This window comes from Nocardia sp. NBC_01327 (genome assembly GCF_035958815.1).
Lineage (GTDB): Bacteria > Actinomycetota > Actinomycetes > Mycobacteriales > Mycobacteriaceae > Nocardia.
Genome location: NZ_CP108383.1, coordinates 71,526 through 91,144, shown reverse-complemented (window position 1 = coordinate 91,144; position 19,619 = coordinate 71,526). Strand labels below are relative to the sequence as shown.

16 protein-coding genes are annotated in these 19,619 nt (G+C 68.6%); 11 read left to right on the top strand and 5 right to left on the bottom strand.

Going from position 1 to position 19,619, the window contains the following annotated elements; all coding sequences use genetic code 11:
• Positions 1–83 precede the first annotated feature (83 nt).
• Both pta and OG326_RS00385 read left to right on the top strand, forming a co-directional pair.
• Positions 84–2,165, top strand: coding sequence for a phosphate acetyltransferase (pta, locus tag OG326_RS00390; protein ID WP_327142637.1), 2,082 nt, complete (start codon positions 84–86; stop codon positions 2,163–2,165).
• A complete protein-coding gene (locus tag OG326_RS00385) occupies positions 2,162–3,358 on the top strand; it encodes an acetate kinase (RefSeq protein ID WP_327142636.1) in 1,197 nt (398 codons plus the stop codon). Before pta ends, OG326_RS00385 begins: the two co-directional genes overlap by 4 nt.
• A 186-nt stretch (positions 3,359–3,544) precedes the next feature.
• Here OG326_RS00385 and OG326_RS00380 read toward each other — a convergent pair whose 3' ends face one another.
• The 3 genes from OG326_RS00380 to OG326_RS00370 form a co-directional block, all read right to left on the bottom strand.
• A complete protein-coding gene (locus OG326_RS00380; RefSeq protein ID WP_442790986.1) occupies positions 3,545–5,842 on the bottom strand; it encodes a tetratricopeptide repeat protein in 2,298 nt (765 codons plus the stop codon).
• Between the two features lie 127 nt (positions 5,843–5,969).
• A complete protein-coding gene (locus tag OG326_RS00375; RefSeq protein WP_327142634.1) occupies positions 5,970–6,989 on the bottom strand; it encodes a glutamate ABC transporter substrate-binding protein in 1,020 nt (339 codons plus the stop codon).
• Complete coding sequence (locus OG326_RS00370; RefSeq protein WP_327142633.1) at positions 6,986–8,317, bottom strand: hypothetical protein; 1,332 nt, start codon at positions 8,315–8,317, stop codon at positions 6,986–6,988. The genes OG326_RS00375 and OG326_RS00370 overlap by 4 nt, the downstream gene beginning before the upstream one ends.
• 134 nt (positions 8,318–8,451) lie before the next feature.
• On the opposite strand from OG326_RS00370, the gene OG326_RS00365 reads away from it, so the two are divergent.
• Together OG326_RS00365 and OG326_RS00360 are read left to right on the top strand one after the other, a co-directional pair.
• Complete coding sequence (locus tag OG326_RS00365) at positions 8,452–9,126, top strand: NUDIX domain-containing protein (protein WP_327142632.1); 675 nt, start codon at positions 8,452–8,454, stop codon at positions 9,124–9,126.
• 3 nt (positions 9,127–9,129) lie between these two features.
• Positions 9,130–11,310: a molybdopterin-containing oxidoreductase family protein gene (locus OG326_RS00360; protein WP_327142631.1), complete on the top strand. Its 2,181-nt coding sequence runs from the start codon at positions 9,130–9,132 to the stop codon at positions 11,308–11,310.
• Between the two features lie 99 nt (positions 11,311–11,409).
• Here the strand turns inward: OG326_RS00360 and thiE are convergent, their stop codons facing one another.
• Complete coding sequence (gene thiE, locus OG326_RS00355) at positions 11,410–12,114, bottom strand: thiamine phosphate synthase (RefSeq protein WP_327142630.1); 705 nt, start codon at positions 12,112–12,114, stop codon at positions 11,410–11,412.
• Between the two features lie 137 nt (positions 12,115–12,251).
• On the opposite strand from thiE, the gene thiO reads away from it, so the two are divergent.
• From thiO to OG326_RS00325, 6 genes are all read left to right on the top strand, one after another.
• Positions 12,252–13,370: a glycine oxidase ThiO gene (gene thiO, locus OG326_RS00350; RefSeq protein WP_327142629.1), complete on the top strand. Its 1,119-nt coding sequence runs from the start codon at positions 12,252–12,254 to the stop codon at positions 13,368–13,370.
• A complete protein-coding gene (gene thiS, locus OG326_RS00345; RefSeq protein WP_327142628.1) occupies positions 13,367–13,579 on the top strand; it encodes a sulfur carrier protein ThiS in 213 nt (70 codons plus the stop codon). Before thiO ends, thiS begins: the two co-directional genes overlap by 4 nt.
• Positions 13,572–14,336 (top strand): thiazole synthase, encoded by a 765-nt coding sequence (locus tag OG326_RS00340; protein ID WP_327142627.1) that lies wholly within the window; start codon positions 13,572–13,574, stop codon positions 14,334–14,336. Before thiS ends, OG326_RS00340 begins: the two co-directional genes overlap by 8 nt.
• A 143-nt stretch (positions 14,337–14,479) precedes the next feature.
• The gene (locus OG326_RS00335; RefSeq protein ID WP_327142626.1) at positions 14,480–15,424 is read left to right on the top strand and encodes an ABC transporter ATP-binding protein; all 945 of its coding nucleotides are present in this window, start codon (positions 14,480–14,482) and stop codon (positions 15,422–15,424) included.
• Positions 15,424–16,182 (top strand): ABC transporter permease, encoded by a 759-nt coding sequence (locus OG326_RS00330; protein ID WP_327142625.1) that lies wholly within the window; start codon positions 15,424–15,426, stop codon positions 16,180–16,182. Before OG326_RS00335 ends, OG326_RS00330 begins: the two co-directional genes overlap by 1 nt.
• 550 nt (positions 16,183–16,732) lie before the next feature.
• Entirely contained in the window at positions 16,733–17,500 is a 768-nt protein-coding gene (locus OG326_RS00325; RefSeq protein ID WP_405140084.1) for an adenylate/guanylate cyclase domain-containing protein, read from the top strand.
• Between the two features lie 27 nt (positions 17,501–17,527).
• Here the strand turns inward: OG326_RS00325 and OG326_RS00320 are convergent, their stop codons facing one another.
• Positions 17,528–17,683, bottom strand: coding sequence for a hypothetical protein (locus OG326_RS00320; protein ID WP_327142624.1), 156 nt, complete (start codon positions 17,681–17,683; stop codon positions 17,528–17,530).
• A 154-nt stretch (positions 17,684–17,837) separates the two neighbouring features.
• Between OG326_RS00320 and OG326_RS00315 the strand changes: the two genes are divergently transcribed.
• On the top strand, positions 17,838–19,553 hold the full coding sequence (locus tag OG326_RS00315) for an acyclic terpene utilization AtuA family protein (RefSeq protein ID WP_327142623.1): 1,716 nt from the start codon (positions 17,838–17,840) through the stop codon (positions 19,551–19,553).
• Positions 19,554–19,619: the final 66 nt, after the last annotated feature.

Below are 19,619 nucleotides of genomic sequence, written 5' to 3'. Positions count from 1 at the left end.
AAAGCGGTCTTCGGTGTGGCACGCGGCACTTGTTCTCCCGTGCACGCGCGGATCCGCACATAACGGTCGGTAGGCTCTCGTTCATGACTGCGGCACCGGTCTCGAGTGTGTACATCGCGTCGCCCGAGGGCGACACGGGCAAATCGACCGTGGCGCTGGGGGTGCTGCAGGCGCTGGCCGCCACCACCCCGCGCGTGGGCGTGTTCCGCCCCATCACGCGATCGGCGACCGAGCGGGATTACATCCTCGAGTTGCTGCTCGAGCATTCCACCGCGGACGACGACTACGACCAGTCCATCGGCGTGACCTACGAACAGGTGCACGAGGATCCGGACGGGGCGATCAGCGAGATCGTCATGCGCTATCACGCCATGGCCAAGCAGTGTGATGCCGTGCTCATTCTCGGCAGCGATTACACCGATGTCGCCAGCCCCAGCGAGCTGCGCTTCAATGCCCGCATCGCGGTGAATCTCGGTGCGCCGGTACTGCTCGTGGTGCGCGGGGCCGAACGCACGACCGCGGAACTGATGCAGCTGGTGGAGCTGTGCCGGAACGAGCTGGTGGCCGAGCACGCCAAGCTGGTCGCGGTGATCGCCAACCGCTGCGAACCCGATCAGCTGGAGGCCGATACCGAGGCGCTGCGCCAGGCGGCCGCGGTGCCGACCTGGACGCTGCCGGAGGTGCCGCTGCTGCAGGCGCCCACCATGGACGAGCTGTGCCATGCCATCGACGGCGAAATGTACAGTGGCGACCCGGAATTGCTGCAGCGCGAAGCGCTGGACGTGATCATCGGCGGTATGACGATCGAGCACATTCTGGAGCGGCTCACCGACGGCGTCGCCGTGATCACGCCCGGCGATCGTTCGGACGTCCTGCTGGCCCTGGTGAATGCCCATGAGGCGGAGGGTTTTCCGTCGCTGGCGGGCATCATCATGAACGGCGATATGCAGCCCGCGCCGTCCATCGCACGCCTTATGGCGGGTTTGAAGCCGAAGCTGCCGATCCTCTCGACCGCGCTGGGCACCTTCGCCACCGCCAAGGCCGCCGCCCGCACCCGGGGCCGGGTGTCGCTGTCCAGCATCCGCAAGGTCGACACCGCGCTCGCGCTCATGGAGGAGCGGGTGAATGCCCGGGAGTTGTTGGAGCAGATCGAGATTCCCATCCCGAATGTCACCACCCCGCAGATGTTCGAGTACCAGCTGATCGAGCGCGCCCGCGCCGACCGCAAGCGCATCGTGCTGCCTGAGGGCGACGACGATCGCATTCTGCGCGCCGCCGGCCGGGTGCTGCAGCGCAAGATCGCCGATCTCACCATCCTCGGTGACGAGACCGCCGTGCGTAATCGCGCCGCCGAACTCGGGGTGGACATCGAGGCCGCCGAGGTGCTCGATCCGCTGACCTGCCCGCTGCGTGACGAATTCGCCGAGGAGTACACCCGGCTGCGCGCGCACAAGGGCATGACGGTGGACCGGGCCCGCGAATACCTGGCCGATATCTCGTATTTCGGCACCATGATGGTGCATATGGGCGTCGCGGACGGCATGGTGTCCGGCGCCGCGCACACCACCGCGCACACCATTCGCCCGGCGTTCGAGATCATCAAGACCACCCCGGGCGTCTCCACGGTGTCGAGCGTCTTCCTCATGTGCCTGGCGGACCGGGTGCTGGCCTACGGCGACTGCGCGGTGGTACCGGATCCGACCTCGGATCAGCTGGCCGATATCGCCATCTCCTCGGCGAAGACCGCCGCCCAGTTCGGTATCGAACCGCGGGTGGCCATGCTGTCGTACTCGACCGGCGAATCCGGCTCCGGCGCCGATGTGGAGAAGGTGCGCACCGCCACCAAGCTGGTGCACGAGCGCGCGCCGGAGTTGCTGGTGGAGGGCCCGATTCAGTACGACGCCGCCATCGAACCGACCGTGGCGCGCACCAAACTGCCGGATTCGGCGGTGGCCGGGCAGGCGACGGTCTTCATCTTCCCGGACCTCAATACCGGCAACAACACCTACAAGGCCGTGCAGCGCAGCGCGGGCGCGGTGGCCATCGGCCCGGTGCTGCAGGGTCTGCGCAAGCCGGTCAATGACCTCTCCCGTGGCGCGCTGGTCGCCGATATCGTCAATACCGTTGCCATCACCGCCATTCAGGCCCAGCAGGAGGCACTGTGAATGTCCTGGTGATCAATTCGGGATCCTCGTCCATCAAATACCAGCTGCTGGACCCGGAATCGGCGAATGTGGTCGCCTCCGGCGTGGTGCAGCGCATCGGCGAACCGGTCGCCGCGGGCTCGCCCACCATCGAACACCAGAGTGACGGAAAGACTTTCGAGCACGACGGCGAAGTGGGCGATCACGCCGCCGGACTGCGCCTGGTCTTCGACATCTTCGCCGAGAGCGGGCACGATCTGGCCGATGAGGGCCTGCGCGCGGTCGGGCACCGGGTGGTGCACGGCGGTGAGGTGTTCTACGAGCCGACGCTCATCACAGATGAGGTGGTGGAGGCGATATCCAATCTTTCTTCCCTTGCGCCGCTGCACAATCCGGCAAACGTGGTCGGCATCGAGAGCGCCCGCAAGCTGCTGCCGGACGTGCCGCAGGTGGCGGTGTTCGACACCGCGTTCTTCCACGGCCTGCCCGCCGCCGCCAAGACCTATGCCATCGATGCGAAAGTCGCTGCCGCACACGGTGTGCGGCGCTACGGCTTCCACGGCACCTCGCACGAGTACGTCTCGGGCCAGGTCGCGGACTTCCTCGGCCGCGATCGCGGCGAGCTCAATCAGATTGTGCTGCACCTCGGCAACGGCGCGTCGGCCTCCGCCATTCGCGGTGGCCGAGCCGTCGACACCACGATGGGCCTGACCCCGCTCGAGGGGCTGGTCATGGGCACCCGCTCGGGCGATCTCGATCCCGGCATCATCTTCCACCTGATCCGCACCGCCGAGATGGATGTCGACGATGTGGACGCCCTGCTCAACCGGCAATCCGGCATCAAGGGCCTCTCGGGGGTGAACGACTTCCGCGAACTCGGCCGCCTCATCGAAACCGGTGATGCCGCAGCGCGACTCGCCTTCGATGTCTACATCCACCGCCTGCGCCGCTATATCGGCGCGTACCTGGTGGAACTCGGCCGCGTGGACGCCATCACCTTCACCGCGGGCGTGGGGGAGAACGATGCGAAGGTGCGCGCGGCCGCCCTGGCCGATCTCGAGCGCTTCGGCATCACGGTCGATCCGGAACGCAATACCGCGAAAGACCGCTCCGCCCGGTACATCTCGCCCGAGGGCGCCGAGGTGGCGGTGCTGGTGGTGCCCACCAACGAGGAGCTGGCCATCGCCCGCGCAGCCGCCCGCCTGGTCGGCTGAGCTTCATACAATCCTCACGATCGCGCTGACAGAGTGGCACTCGGATCCGGTTCCTCCGGCGCCACCGGAACCCGTGTCGCACACGCACAGCTGCGGTAGGAACTGACCTTCCCTCGCCAGAACCGCCGACGCCTCGGCTGCCCCGAGGGTCACCGCAGCGCGGCACGGGGACCTTCCGGTCCCCGGTCAGAACCAGGATTTGGCGCGCACCGCATTGGCGAGATCCACCAGCGCGTAGCGGTGCGTGCGGCCGGGTGCGGAGCGGGCGATGCCGCGCAGGCCGGTCTCGATGCCGCGCCGCAGCTCTCGTTCGGTGAACGGTGCGCCGAAGATCTCCGCATCCGACGTCTTCGGAATGCGACCGGCCTCGAGCCATCCCAGCGCGGTGCCCAGTACCAGCACGCGCAGCTGCGCCGCACGGCTTTCACCGGCGGGCAGCGCCTGTACCCGGGCGGCGGCCACATACAGGGTGCCTTCGTCGAGTTTCCCGACCGGAGCCGAGGTCAACAGCATGAGCACGGCGGTCATGCGCGCTTCGGCATAGTGCCGGGAGGCGGGCGGCACCTCGTCGAGGGCGTGCACCGCCGCGCTGATGTCACCGGCGGCCGCGAGCTGCCGGGCCAGGCCGAAGGCGGCGCTCACCACACCCCGGTCGGTGCGCCAGACCGTGGCGTAGTAGTTCTCGGCGTAGGCGCGCCACTCCTCCGGATCGGGTGAATCCCAGTGCTGGAGTGTGAGTTCGGCGGTGGCGGCCAGGGCCAACTTGGGTGCGATCTCACCCGGAACGGCCTGCAGCACCGAGTCGAAGTGCGCGAAGGCGCGCTCGAAATCCTGTTCCAGCAGTTCGGTCATGCCGAGATACCAGTCGGTGCGCCAATCCGCGGCCTCCGGTGTGCCGGTGAGGCGCTCCAGTACCAGGCGGGCGGCGGCGGGCTCGAACAGATCGAGATGCGCGCGGGCCTCGGCGAGCGTCACCTCCATCTCGAAAGTGTCCGGCGCACCGGCGGGTTCGGCCGCCGCGCGCTGGCGGGAGTGCCGCAGTTCGTCCAGCGCGTGCCGGGGTTCGGGATGCGCCGCGCCGGCCAGCAGCGGTGCGGACGGGTCGGCGGGATCGATGATCGGCACCGGCAGCGCGGCCACCACATCGCGCGGGCGCAGCAGCGTGCTGCGGGCGATGCCGTCGATGATGCCGTCGGTCTGCGCGACGAACTCCCCGGTCCCGAAACTCGTGCGGGGCGGGCTGAACAGTGTGGACAGCTGCGGATGTTCATTGCCGAGTTCGACGGCGAGGATTTCCCGCAGCACGCCCATGAGCTGACTGCCGAGCAGCCGGGCCGACCCGAATCGGCGGTCCGGGTCCGGATCGGTGGCGCGCAGCAGCAGCCGATGGAAGAACTCGTGCCGGGCCAGGACCGGCTGATCCGTCGGGTTCGGGATGCCGTCGACGTAGGCGCCCTTCTCCATCGGCAGATTCAGCGTGAGCACGGCCAGCGTCCGGCCCACCGTATAGATGTCGGAGGCCACGGTCGGCCCGGTCCGGCCGACCTCCGGGGCCTGATAACCCCTGGTGCCGTACAGGTTTCCGTATGCCTCGAACTGCGCCACCGCACCCAGGTCGATCAGTTCCACCCGCTCGGAGGTGACCATGACATTGTCGGGTTTGAGGTCGTTGTAGGCCAGCCCGCCGGAGTGCAGATACTCCAGTGCCGGAAGGACTTCCAGCACATAGGCGATGGCCTCGGCCACCGGCATGCGTTCGGGCCGCACATGCTGATCGAGCATGTCCCGCAGCGAGTGCCCGCCCACGTACTCCATGACGATGTAGCCGATGGGGGAGCCGTCCGGCCCCGGATGCTCCACGAAATTGTGGATCTTCACAATGCTGGGATGCGCCACCTCGGCCAGGAACTGCCGTTCGGCGACCGCCACCGCCTGCGCCTCGGCATCACCGGAGTGCAACAGGCCCTTGAGCACCACCCATCGGTCGCTGACATTGCGGTCGATGGCGAGGTAGATCCAGCCCAGTCCGCCGTGTGCGATACAGCCCTGGATCTCGTACTGGCCCGCCACCACATCACCCTGATGCAGTGAAGGGCGGAAATCATAAGGCGCACCGCAGGTTTCACATGTTCCCGCGGCGTGCGCGGCATGCGTCGCGGTCGCCCGGCCCACGGGTTTGCCGCAGCGCCAGCAGAATCGGCGTCCCTCCGACACCTCCGGATCGGCGAGCACCGCCTGTTCCGGATCCACCGGCGTGACCGCCGGAATGGGCACCAGTCCGGCCCCGAGCCGCCGGACCACCGGCCGCTGCCGCGACATCCGCGCCGTGCGCTGCGAGGGCCGGGTCGGTGTCCGGACCTCTCCCTCGTGCCCGCCGAGGCCGGAGCTCGGGGAAACACCCTCCGCCGCAACTACTTCCGGTTCCGGTGTGCCTGTACCGTCATCGCCGAACCGCTCGGTGGAGCGGGTCGGCGCGCCGTTCATGTTTTCGGTGGCCGGGGTGCCCGGGTGCGCCTGCTCGATGCGCTCGGTGGCCTGGGTCGGCGGCGCCTCGTCCCCTGTGCGCTGCGATGCCCGGGTCGGCTCGCCGATCTCGTTCGGGTCGCTCATATCAGTCCTGATACCTGGGCGGCGGCGGGATCGCGGCATCGCCGAGTTCGCTGGCGAGCCAGCGCTGATAGCTGCGGTTCCAGGTGCCGTCACCGCGAATGCGCTCCAGCGTCGCATTGACGGCGCGGACCAGATCGTCGGAGCCCTTGGAGATGCCGATGCCGTACTGCTCGGTGCTGAGGTCGGGGCCGACCACCTCGGTCTGCGGATCCTGTTCGGACAGTCCGGCGAGCAGGGTGTCATCGGTGCTGATGGCGTCGGCCTGCCGCTGCTGCAGCACCACCAGGCAGTCGGCCCAGCTGGGCACGGTGACGATGGAGGCGGCGGGCTGCTGACTGCGGACCAGATCGATGGAGGTGGTGCCGGGCACCACGCACACCCGTTTGCCCGCCAGATCCGCGAGTCCGGTAATACCGGAATCGCGCACCGTCAGCACCCGCTGATGCGCCTGCAGATAGGAGGTGGAGAACGTAACCCGTTGCCGCCGGTCGCAATTGATGGTCATGGTCTTCACCACGACATCGACGGTGTGCTCCTGCAGCGCGCGTTCCCGCTCGGCGGAACCGAGAATGCGGAATTCGACGAGATCGGGATTGCCGAGCAGATCCCGCGCCACCTCCCTGGCGATGTCCACATCGAATCCGGCGAGCGCCCCGGTGGTCGGATCGCGGAAGCTGAACAGATTGCTGCCCGGATCGAGCCCGACGAGCAGCCGCCCCCGATTGCGGATGGCATCGAGATCGGGCCCGGTCCGCGCGCCGGTCGGCCGCAGACTGGCGGTCGGGTCACCGCAGTTCACCGGCGCCGGTGGCGCGGCGGCATTGGCCGGTGCGACCGTGGCCCCCGAGGGCAGCGGCGGTTCGGCATAGCTGGGCACCCGCGGCAATTGCGGTGCGGGAGCGGCATTGTCGGCACAGGCCGTGGTCAGTGCGACCGTGCAGAGGGTCAGCGCGGCCACCGCCGGTCGCCAGGTCGCCCGGGCCGCGCGGCGCCCGTCGAACGGTGCGCGCCGCCGGCTCATCGGTACTCCCGCAGGCGCGGCCACAGCCCGGCTGCCACCAGTACGGCCGCCGCGGTGCTCAGCACCAGCGCACCCGGCGCCAGCAGATCGAGGGTGCGGGCGGCATGGGAGGCATTGGTGCGCAGGGTGTTCCGGGTGTCGGTGATGCCGTCGCCGAGTGCGTGGTCGAGGGTGTCGACCTGGGCGGTGGCCTCGTTCGCGCCGGGTCCGGTGGCGACCGCGCCCGCGCCGATGAAGTCGCCGCGCGAAAGTGCGTCGTTCATGCGCTGATGGGCGGCGCGCCAATGACTCAGGGCGTCGCTCGCGGTTTTCACCTCGCTCGCGCCAGGTGCGTCCTTCGAATAACCGGCCAGAATGCCACTCAGTTTAGTGGTGGCCTGGTCGAAGGTGTTGTCGTATTCGGCGCTGGTATCGCGGCGCACCAGCTTCAGGGTTTCGGCGGCGCGGGCCTGCTGCGCGAGAATGCGGCTCTCGGTGAGCGCCGCGGTGGGAACGCTGCCGTCGTCGCGGGAATGGGTGGTGGACACCGCGGAGATGACGCCCGCCAGCACCGTCCAGCCCAGTAACGCCACCATGATGGCGGTGGCCAGCAGCAGTCCCGGATTGAGCACCCGATTCCAGCGCCGGAACAGGAACAGCTGTGCCGTGACGAGCGCCGCGACCGCCAGCAGCGGCAGGATGATCGCCGACCACGGCGGCTGCACATGATGGTGCTGGGTCGCGGCGATGGCGGCCGAGCGGTGCTCCTGCAGTTCCTGCGCCATGGGCAGCATGGTCGACTGCATGAGATTGGACGCCTCGCTCAGATAGGCGGCGCCGACGGGCAGGCTGTTGCGATTGTCGGTGCGTGCCGTCTCCACCAGTCCGCTGTACACCGGCAATCCGGTGGCTATCCCGGAGCGCAGATCGGTATCGGTATCCCCGCCGCTGCGATCGGACTGCGTCACCAGTTCCGCCGCCGCCTCGCCGATGGCCTGGTTGTACCTGTCCCGCACCGGTTTCGGTTCCAGCCCGCCGGAGATGAACGCGGTGCCGGCCGAGGCGTCCGCCACCGACAGCGAGGTATAGAGCCGCTGTGCCGAATAGGCGTCCGGCTCGGACTGATCCAAAAGCACGTCGAGCGCGTGCTGGCGATGGTTGACCGCGGTGGCGGTGACCACCCCGGCCGCCACGCACATGCCCAGCAGCACCAGCCCCACCGCGATCAATTTCGCCGGTGAGGAGTGCGCGAACGTCCGCATATCGGTCGACGAGAACCGTTCCCGGACGGCGGCGGCCGCAGCCCGCGGCGACAGCTCGTCGAGGCGCAGCTCCTCGTTGCGAACCATGTTCACCTCCCACTGACCGAAACCGGACGATCGACTTGTTGCTGTCGAATGAGCTTATTGTGGACGTACCTGTGCCGTGACGCGGGAACACCCGGCAGTCATCGCGGCGCGGTCCGAGGATGGGATTGCGAAGTATGCGAGGTGACGGCGACGGCTGGGCCGAGAGTCCCGATGGCACCCGTCAGTGGGGACGCTTCGGTGCTGCCGGACTGTTGCTGCGCGCACCGCTCGTGGACGGGGGATCGGCGGTGCTGCTGCAGCATCGCGCGGCCTGGAGTCATCAGGGCGGCACCTGGGCGCTGCCCGGCGGCGCGCGCGACAGCCATGAGACCACCGTGCACGCCGCCGTTCGCGAGGCCGAGGAGGAGGCGGGCATCACCGCCGGGTCCATCCGGGTGCGGGCCTCGCGGGTTACCGCCGTCGCGGACAGCGGCTGGACGTACACCACGGTCATCGCCGACGCGGTCACGCAATTGCGCACCCGGGGCAATCTCGAATCCACGGAACTGGCGTGGGTGCCGGAGGACGAGGTGGACGCGCGCCCGCTGCATCCCGGTTTCGCCGCCGCCTGGCCGCTGCTGCGCGCCACCCCGACGCGGGTGAGCCTGGACGGGCTGGACGATCCGGCGGCGGTGGCGGCCGCATTGCCACGCACCCTGGAACTGTCGGACGCGGAGTTCCTGTGGCTGTGCTCCGGCGGCAACGGCGATGCCCGCACCGCGCGGATCGGTGCGGCCGAACCGAGCCCCGCGGCGGCCGATATGGCCGGAAATGTGTTGTTCCTCACGCTCGCCCAGGTGTTGTCTTGAGGCGTGAGCCAGCGTGAGATTCCCACGTACTGCCGGATCTGCGAACCACTCTGCGGGCTGATCGCCACCGTCGAGGACGGGAAACTGGTGCGGCTGCGCGCCGATAAGGAGCATCCGCTATCGCTGGGCAATGCGTGCCCGAAGGGCATCGCGTTCACCGAGATTCAGAACGATCCGGATCGCGTGCTGTATCCGATGCGGCGAAACGGCGAGGGTTTCGAGCGCGTCTCGTGGGCGGAGGCGCTCGACGATATCGGCGCCCGGCTGCGCGCGATCATCGGCGCGCACGGACGGGAAAGTCTCGGTTGGTATTTCGGGAATCCGTCCTCGTTCTCCTATTCACATACGCTGTGGCTGGTCGGTTTTCAGCTGGCCGCCGGTCTGCGGCATATGTATTCGGCGGGCTCGCAGGACATCAACAATCGCTTCGTCGCCAGTGAGCTGCTGTACGGCTCGCTCACCTCGGTGCCGGTCCCGGATCTGGAGCGCACCGATTTCCTGCTCATGCTCGGCGCGAATCCCGTTGTCTCACACGGTAGTGCGATGAGCATGCCGCGCATCCGGGAGAAGCTCACCGCGATCACCAAGCGCGGCGGCCGGGTCGTGGTGGTCGATCCGCGCCGGACGGAGACCGCGCGCCTGTTCGAGCACGTCGGTGTGCGGCCGGACAGTGATGCCTGGCTGCTCGCCGCGCTGCTCCAGGTCATTTTCACCGAAGGCCTGGCCGATGCGCAGGCGCTGCGCCGCCAGGCCGCCGGCGTGCGCGAATTGCGCGATGCCGTCAGCCGATTCAGCCCGGAGGCGACCGCCGTCGTGACCGGCCTGGAACCGGACCGGGTGCGCGCGCTGGCCCGTGATCTGGCCCGCGCCGGCAGCGCCGCCGTCTACGGCCGCACCGGCACGTGCCTGGGCCGCCATGCCACCCTGGTCGCCTTTCTCATCGATGCGCTGGCCCTGGTGACCGGCAATCTGGATGTGCCCGGCGGCTCGGTATTCGGTAAAGAACTGGTGGCCGTCTCCAAGCTCAACGCCCGCCTCGGCCTCATCGGCTACGGCAAGAACCGTTCCCGCATAGGCGATTTCCCGGATGTGCTGGGCACCTTCCCGGCGGCCGTCATGGCTCAGGAGATCACCACCCCGGGCCCCGGTCAGTTGCGCGCACTGTTCACCTCGGCCGGCAATCCGGTCTCCTCGGTCCCCAACGGCCGTGAATTATTCGCCGCGCTGGCGCAACTCGACCTGTTCGTCTCGATCGACCTCTATATGAACGACACCAATCGAATGGCGGACTACATCCTGCCCGCCACCACCTTCCTGGAGCGCGACGATATTCCGCTGCCGTTCACGGCGCTCTCGCCCACCCCGTACACCCAGTACACCGAGCGGGTGCTGGAGCCGTACGGCGAGGCCCGCGAGGAATGGCAGATCATCGACGCTATCGCCACCCGAATCGGCGTGCAGCCCTTCGTTTTCGGACCAAAGCTCGCCGGTGGCCTGCTGAGCCGCCTGCGCGGTCTGCCCGGCGGGCGCAATGCCCGGCCCACCCCGAAGGTGCTGGCCGACCTCGCCATTCGCACGGGTCCGTACGGCGATCTGTTCGGCCTGCGCCGCGGTGGCCTGAGCCTCCGCATGCTGCGCCGCCACCCGCACGGCGTGGTGCTCGCCGAGGCCGTCACCACCGGGGTGCTGCGAGAAGTGGTGCAGCACAAGGACAAACGGGTGCAGCTGGCTCCGGGGGAGATTCTCGCCGAACTCGGCGGCCTCGAAACCCCGGAGGTGGATCCGGCCTATCCGCTGCGCGTCATCGGCATGCGTGAGCTGAAATCCCACAACTCCTGGATGCACAATTCCGAACTGCTCATGCGCGGCGATCGCACGCACGCGGCCCGCATCAACCCGAAAGACGCTGCCGTGGCCGGTATCTCGGAGGGCGTCCGCTGCCGGGTCAGCTCCGCGCACGGTTCGATCGAAGTGACCGCCCGCCTCACCGAGGACATGACCGAGGGCACGGTGGCCATCCCGCACGGCTGGGGCCACAGCGGCGGCTGGCAGCGCGCGAACGCCGCGGGCGGCGCCAATGTCAACGACCTGATGTCGTCCGACATCGCCGATGTCGAACGCCTCGCGGGCATGTCCAACCTCAACGGCGTCCCGATCCGCCTGGACCCATTGCCGGCCGGCTGAATTCGCCCGTCATTCCGGCGTGCCTCCGGCCGGAATCCACAGGGAGCGGCTGATCCACCACGGTCCCGGCCGAAGCCATGCTGGGACGACGGGTGGTTCTCAGCGGTCGAGGTTGTCCAGAATGCGTTGCTTCAGGGCGCGGGCGGCGGCCTCGGGGTCGGCGGCGGCGGTAATGGCGCGCACCACCACGATTCGGGTCGCACCGGCGGCGAGCACCTCGGGCAGTCGTGTGTCGTCGATGCCGCCGATGGCGAACCACGGTCGGGTGGTGTGCGATTCGGCCGTGGAGCGCACGAGGTCCAGCCCCGAGGGCTGGCGTCCAGGCTTGGTCGGAGTGGCGTACACCGGGCCGGTGGCGAAGTAGTCGATATGTTCGTCGACCCCCGCGAGCCCGGCTTGCGCGCGATTGTGGGTGGAGCGCCCGATCACGACATCCGGGCCGAGAATTCTGCGGGCGTAGAAGGGCGGTAGATCGCCCTGGCCCAGATGCAGCACATCGGCGCCGGCGGCGAGGGCGATATCGGCGCGATCGTTCACGGCGAGGAGCGCCCCGTGGCGGCGGGCGGCCGCCTTCAGTTCGGCGAGGACGCCGAGTTCGGCCTTGGCCTCGAGCGAGCCGAACTGCTGCTCCCCGGGCGACCCCTTGTCTCGTAGCTGGATGATGTCGACACCGCCCGCGAGGGCCGCATCGGCGAAGGCGGCCAAATCGCCCTTTTCCCGCCGAGCGTCGGTGCACAAATACAGGCGCGCGTCGGCCAGACGTTCGCGCGGTGCCGCAGGGCGGCCGGGGTGGGAGGGCTGCACGTTTCAGACCGTAGTCGCGCTACCGTGGGCATGTGGAATGCCTCGCGGTCGGTTACGCGTGATCAGGCGTTTACGTCAGATGTACTTACAGATGAAATTGCAGTTCCCGGTATGTCCGGGTAGTGAGGTGGAACCAGATGCGGACTCTGGCCGTGGTCGGCGGAGGCGTGATCGGGCTCTCAGTGGCCTGGCGGGCCGCCGAATCGGGCTGGATGGTCACACTGCTGGATCCGGCAAATGGGACAGGCGCCTCCTGGGTCGCGGGCGGCATGCTCGCCCCCCTCTCCGAGGGGTGGCCGGGTGAGGACGGCGCCCTGGAATTCGGGGCCGCCTCGCTCGCGCGCTGGCCCGATTTCGCCGAGCGCCTGCGGGCCCGCACGGGTGCGGACCTGTTCACCGCGACGCGCACCCTCACCGTCGCCCTCGATGCCGCCGACGCGGCCGATCTGCGCACCATCGCAGACTGGGTCAATGCGCGCGGTCATGCACTGCGACTGCTGGACCGGGCCGGTGTCCGTGCGGCCGAACCCGGCCTGGCCCGCACGGTCCGCGCCGGACTGCTGGCGACGTCCGAACCGGCCGTGGACAACCGCGCCCTGGTGACCGCCCTGCGCGCGGCCTGTACCGCCGCCGGAGTCGAATTCCGCGCCGAACAGGTGACCTCCCTGGAAGACCTCCCGCACGATCGGATCGTGCTCGCCGCGGGCGCCGCCGCGGCCGCCCTGTGGTCGGGCCTGCCGGTGCGCCCGGTGAAGGGTGAGATCCTGCGCCTGCGCCGCCGCCCCAGCGCACCGGTCCCGCCGCAGGGCGTGATCCGGGCGCGCGTGCACGGCCGCCCCATCTACCTGGTCCCGCGCGCGGACGGAATCGTCTTGGGCGCAACCCAATACGAGCAGGGTTTCGACACCGCCGTGACAGTCGCCGGCGTTCGCGACCTCATCACCGATGCCGAGGCGATTCTCCCGGGCATCGGCGAATACGAATTCGCCGAAGCCGCAGCGGGTTCCCGCCCGGGCTCACCGGACAGCGTCCCCCTCATCGGCTACCTGGACAATCGGGTGATCGCCGCGACCGGCCACGGCCGCAATGGAATTCTCGGTACGCCCGTCACCGTCGACGCGGTGCTCGCCCTGCTCTCCGACACCGAGCTTCCGGAGGCCGCGCCCGCCGACCCCGGTCGTTTCGCCCGCCCTGTCCCGGCCGATACCCCGTCCGCCCGCACCGAAGCCCCGATTTCTCCAGGAGGAATTCGATGACCGTTATCCCGATCGGCGTCACCGTGAACGGTGAGGATCATTCGTTCGCCGAGGCGCCCACGGTGCGCGAGCTACTGGAGCGGCTGAACCTGCCGTCCCAGGGCGTCGCGGTGGCGGTGGACGGCGCGCTGTTCCCCAAATCGAATTGGGACCAGCAGATCGAACGTGGCTGGGAGATCGAGGTTTTGACGGCGGTGCAGGGTGGCTAGCCCGATCGGACCGCTGGTGATCGCGGGCCGCGAATTCGGCTCCCGCCTGATCATGGGCACCGGCGGGGCGGAGAACCTCACGGTGCTGGAGGAGGCGCTGATCGCCTCGGGCACCGAACTGACCACGGTCGCCATGCGCCGGGTGGACGCCGCGGGCGGCACCGGCGTGCTGGATCTGTTGAAGCGCTTGGATATTGCGCCGCTGCCCAATACCGCGGGCTGCCGCACCGCCGCCGAGGCCGTGCTCACCGCGCAGCTCGGCCGCGAGGCCCTCGACACCGACTGGGTGAAGCTCGAGGTCATCGCCGACGAGCGCACCCTGCTCCCGGACGCCATCGAACTGGTCAGTGCCGCAGAGCAATTGGTGGACGACGGTTTCACGGTGCTGCCCTACACCACCGACGATCCGGTGCTGGCCCGCCGGCTCGAGGACATCGGCTGCGCCGCCGTCATGCCGCTGGGCTCACCCATCGGCACCGGCCTGGGCATCGGGAATCCGCACAATATCGAGATGATCGTCGCCGCCGCGGGCGTCCCGATCATTCTGGACGCGGGCATCGGCACCGCCAGTGATGCCGCGCTGGCCATGGAACTGGGCTGTTCCGCGGTGTTGCTGGCCACGGCCGTCACCCGGGCCCGCCGGCCCGCGCTGATGGCCGCCGCCATGGCCCATGCCGTCCAGGGTGGCCTGCTCGCCCGGGAGGCGGGCCGCATTCCGAAGCGCTTCTGGGCGCAGGCGTCCTCGCCCGCTGTATGACCGGCCGAAATTGCGTTGCCGCAGCTCCTCGTTCAGGGGGATGATCCTCGGGGGAGCTCGGGACCAGGTCATCCTCGAGGGGGATGCGACGCGCGACCTCGGGTCGATAGTGCCCGGCCGCAACTTCGGGAAGACTGGGCGTCATGATCGAACTGAGGGGCCTGACCAAACACTACGGGCAGACCGTCGCGGTGTCGGATCTGACGTTCACCGTGCGTCCGGGACTGGTGACCGGCTTTCTCGGCCCGAACGGGGCGGGCAAGTCGACCACCATGCGGATGATTCTGGGGTTGGACGAACCGACGTCCGGTACGGCGCTCGTCAACGGTAAGCCGTATCGAGCTCTGAAGCGCCCGCTGGAAGAGGTCGGCGCGCTGCTCGATGCCAAGTGGGTGCATCCGAACCGTTCGGCGCGTGCGCATCTGCGCTGGATGGCGGCATCCAATGACATTCCGGCCTCCCGGGTGGAGGAGGTGCTGCGGCTGGTCGGCCTCTCGGAGGTCGCCAATCGCAATGCGGGCGGTTTCTCGCTCGGCATGTCGCAGCGACTCGGCCTGGCCGGCGCACTGCTCGGGGATCCGAAGGTGCTGCTGTTCGACGAGCCGGTGAACGGCCTGGATCCCGAAGGCATTCTGTGGATTCGGCGTTTCATGCAGCGGCTCGCGAGCGAGGGCCGCACCGTGCTGGTGTCGAGCCATCTGCTGTCCGAAATGGCGCAGACCGCCGAACAGCTCATCGTGATCGGCCGCGGCAAGCTCATGGTCGACGTCTCCACCAAGGATTTCATCGAGCGCGCCTCGGAACACTCTGTGCGCGTGCGTAGTCCGCAGCTGGATCAGTTGCGCAGCGTGCTCACCTCGGGCGGTATGACGGTGCGCGAGGAGGGTGCGGACGCCGCCGGCGCCGCCCTGATCGTCACCGGCGTCACCTCCGACGCGGTCGGAAAACTGGCCGGCGCCAACGACATCACGCTCTACGAGCTGTCGCCGCAGCGCGCCTCGCTGGAGGAGGCGTTCATGCGGATGACAGGCAGCGCGGTGGAATACCACGGCGAAGGTTTCGACCAGGTGATGGGAGGGGCGCTCTGATGGGCGTGCTCGCAGCGGAACGTATCAAGCTCACCTCGACCCGGTCGCCGTGGTGGTGCTCGGCCATTATCGTGGCGCTGGGTCTCGGCTTCGCCGCCCTGATCGCGGCGGTCAATCGCAATCCGAAGGCCGATTCGCCGCCGCTGAGCGTGACGAACGTCGTCGGCGGCGTGAGCGGCTTCGGCGTGCTGGTGCTGATGATCCTGGCGTCGCTGGCGGTGACCAGTGAATACCGTTTCGGCACCATCAAATCCACCTTCCTGGCCACCCCGAAGCGCGACAAGGTGCTCACCACCAAGGCGCTCATGATCGGCGTGTACGGCGCGGTGCTCATCGGGGTGCTGACCCTGCTGGCCTTCGGCCTGGCCAAGATCATCACCGGTTCCAGCGGCGGTTCCGCGCTGGAACTGTCGACCTCGGCCAATGCGCGGGCGATCTACGGCCCGGCCATCTACGCCTTCCTCGCCGTGCTGCTCGCGGTCGGCATCGGCGTACTGGTGCGGCAGACGGCCGCCGCCATTTCGCTGATCATCCTGTGGCCCACCGTGATCGAGTCGCTGTTGAGCGCCTTCGGTAGCTTCGGCCGGAATGTGGGCGCGTTCATGCCCTTCGCCAACGCCTCGCACTTCTACTCGGTGTCCGACGGCGGCAGTACCGATTGGCACTGGGGCCCGTGGGGGAGCCTGGTGTACTTCGCGGCCTTCGTCGCGATCATTTTCGGCGCGGCTCTGTTCATGGTGAACAAGCGCGACGCATAGACCCTGCCCGGGGATGCCGCCGGCCACTGCCCGGCTCGGCGGCGACCATCGGCCCGATACGGACTGGTTCCGTATCGGGCCGATGTCATGTGCACAGAAGAGTCATGTGCGCAGAAGAACAGTGTGTGAAAACTATCGCTCCGCTACCCACTCGCCTGGCTATCCAAACCACGCGTCGGTAGCATCGTCCCAGCAACCAAAACACTCCATACATCGGCGGGCCCAACGATGTGGCCGCTCAGACCGATCGGAAGGTGTGCAGGTGGCAATCATTCATCCATCCGGAGATCAAGCCCTGAGATACGCTCTGGGCGTGAGCGAGCGACCCTCCGACGACGGCGAACGCGCATCCGACGCCTCCCGTTCGGAAGGATTGGGCACCGATCGCAACCGGTCGCGTGAGGCGAACGGTGCTCGCGCGCGTGATGCGCGTTCCCCCCGCATCGACCCCGACCTGGTGATCCCGCTGGTCCCGACCGAAACGGTCGACGACGGCGAGGAACCCGACGCCGCTCCCGGCCGCCGCCGTTTCCCCGGCCAGCTGTCGGGTCTGGTTTCCGCCGCCAATGCCCGCGGCGATCTCATCGGCGCCATCCGCAAGGCCCGCGAGAACCTCCCCGGCGACCCCGCCTTCGGCGATCCGCTGTCGGTGTCCGGTCCCGGCGGCGCGCGGGCGGTCGCCCGCGCCGCGGACAAGCTGGTCGGTGATTCACCCAGCGCCGCACGCGAATTGGGGCTGGGTGCGCTGCAGGTCTGGCAGGCCATGCTGGAACGGGTCGGCAAGGGCCGCGGCACGCAGGAGATCACCATCATGTTCACCGATCTGGTGGCCTTCTCCAGCTGGTCCCTGACCGCCGGCGACGAACAGACCCTGGAGCTGCTGCGCCGGGTCGCCAAGGCCATCGAGCCGCCCATCGCCGATCGCGGCGGCACGGTCATCAAGCGCATGGGCGACGGCCTGATGGCCGTCTTCCCGTCCGCCGACCGGGCCGTACGGGCCGCGGTGGCGGCCAAGGAGAACCTGACCGGCGTGACCGTCGGCGGCTACCGCCCGCAGATGCGGATGGGCCTGCACACGGGCACGCCGCGCGAGATCGGCGGGGACTGGCTGGGCCTGGACGTCACGATCGCCGCACGGGTCATGGAGGCCGGTGGAAACGGCAACACCATGCTGTCGGCGGCCACCCTGGACTCCCTGCACGACGAGACGCTCGAGGAGCTGGGCTTCGGGGTGAAGCCCTATCGCCGCAGTTTCTTCGCGGCCCCCCTCAGCGGAGTGCCCGAGGATCTGCGCATCTTCCGGCTCGACGCCGAATAGCCGACGAGCCGAGTAGCTAACTATTAGCTAAATCACGTAGAGGATCGCGCCCGCCACCGCCAGCACCCCGGCCACACCGAGTGCGATGGCGAGCGGGCGCAGCGTCTTCCAGGTCGAATAGGCCCCGCCGAGCAGGAAGCCGGCCAGGGCAAGCAGCACGATCACGCTGACATCTGAGGACACCCGACCCAGTTTGCCTGGTGGCTCGACTCCCAGGTTCGGCGGTGCCCGCAATTAACAAGCACGCAGGCTTGATTTTTTTCTGGGGCGATGTGACCCTGTAAGCGACCGCGGCGAAGAAGCCGCGCGAACGCGGTGTGCACAGGGAGGCCCAGTAATGAGTCAGCTCGGCGACGATCCGGAGCTCATTCGGATCGGCAACTGCTCCGGCTTCTACGGCGACCGGATGAGCGCCATGCGCGAGATGCTCGAGGGCGGGGAGCTCGATGTGCTCACCGGCGACTACCTCGCCGAGCTCACCATGCTGATCCTGGGGCGCGATCGGATGAAGGACGCGAACCTGGGTTATGCCAAGACTTTTGTGCGGCAGCTGGAGAACAGCCTCGGGCTGGCCCTCGAATCGGGTGTGCGCATTGTGGCCAATGCCGGTGGGCTGAACCCGGCGGGGCTGGCCCAGCGGGTGCGGGAGGCGGCCGAAAAGCTCGGGCTGGCACCGAAAGTCGCGTATGTGGCCGGTGACGACCTGCTGCCGCGCGCCGCTGAACTGGGGTTGGGGACGCCGCTGACGGCCAATGCGTACCTGGGCGCCTGGGGCATCGCCGAATGCCTGAACGCGGGCGCGGACATTGTGGTGACCGGGCGCGTCACCGACGCCGCGCTGGTGGTCGGTCCCGCGGCCGCCCACTTCGGCTGGGGGCGTGGGGATTACGACGCACTCGCCGGAGCCGTGGTGGCCGGGCACGTCATCGAGTGCGGAACACAGGCCACCGGAGGCAATTTCGCCTTCTTCACCGAGATCGCCGATCTGATGCGCCCGGGCTTCCCCATCGCCGAGGTGCGCCGCGACGGCAGCACGGTGATCACCAAGCATGCGGGCACCGGCGGCGCGGTCACCGTGGACACGGTGGAAGCGCAGCTCATGTACGAGATCCAGAGCGCGCGCTACGCCGGACCGGATGTGACGACCCGGCTCGACAGCATCGCGCTCACCCAGGAGGGGCCGGATCGGGTCCTCATCAGCGGTGTGCGGGGTGAAGCGCCGCCGTCGCGAACCAAGGTGTCGCTCAACACCCTCGGCGGTTTCCGCAACGAGATGGAATTCATTCTCACCGGCCTCGATATCGAGGCGAAGGTCGAACTGGTGCAGCGGCAGCTGGAAGCCTGGCTGCCGGTCCGCCCGGCGGAGCTGGACTGGACGCTCGCGCGCCTGGACCGCCCCGATGCCGAGACCGAGGAGCAGGCCAGCGCGCTGCTGCGCTGCGTGGTGCGCGATCCGGACCCGAACAAGGTCGGCCGCGGATTCTCCGCTGTGGCAGTGGAATTGGCGCTGGCCAGCTATGCGGGCTTCTCGCTGACCACGCTGCCCGGCAATGGCGCGCCCTACGGCGTGTTCACCCCCGGATACGTGGATGCGAAGGAGGTTCCGCACCTCGCGACGCTGCCCGACGGCAGCACGGTGGACATCGCCCCGGCGGGGGAGACCCTGGAACTGGCCGAGGTGCCGGAACCGGCACTGCCGCAGCTACTTCCGCAGGGCGAGACCCGCCGCGTCCCACTGGGCACCATCGCGCTGGCGCGCAGTGGTGACAAGGGCGGCAATGCCAATATCGGCGTCTGGGTGCGCACCGACGAGCAGTGGCGCTGGCTGGTGCACGCGCTCACCGTCGACGAGCTGCGCCTGCTGCTGCCGGAAACCGCGAAACTGCCGATCACCCGGCATGTACTGCCGAATCTGCGCGCGATCAATTTCATTGTCGAGGGCCTGCTCGGCGCGGGCGTGGCCTATCAGGCGCGCTTCGATCCGCAGGCCAAGGGGCTCGGGGAATGGCTGCGAGCCCGGCACATCGAGATACCTGTGGAGCTTCTGGCATGAGCGGTCAGGGCCCGAAGGAGGCAGCCTGCGTAACCACGCAGGGCCCCCGAGCATGCCGAAAGGGCA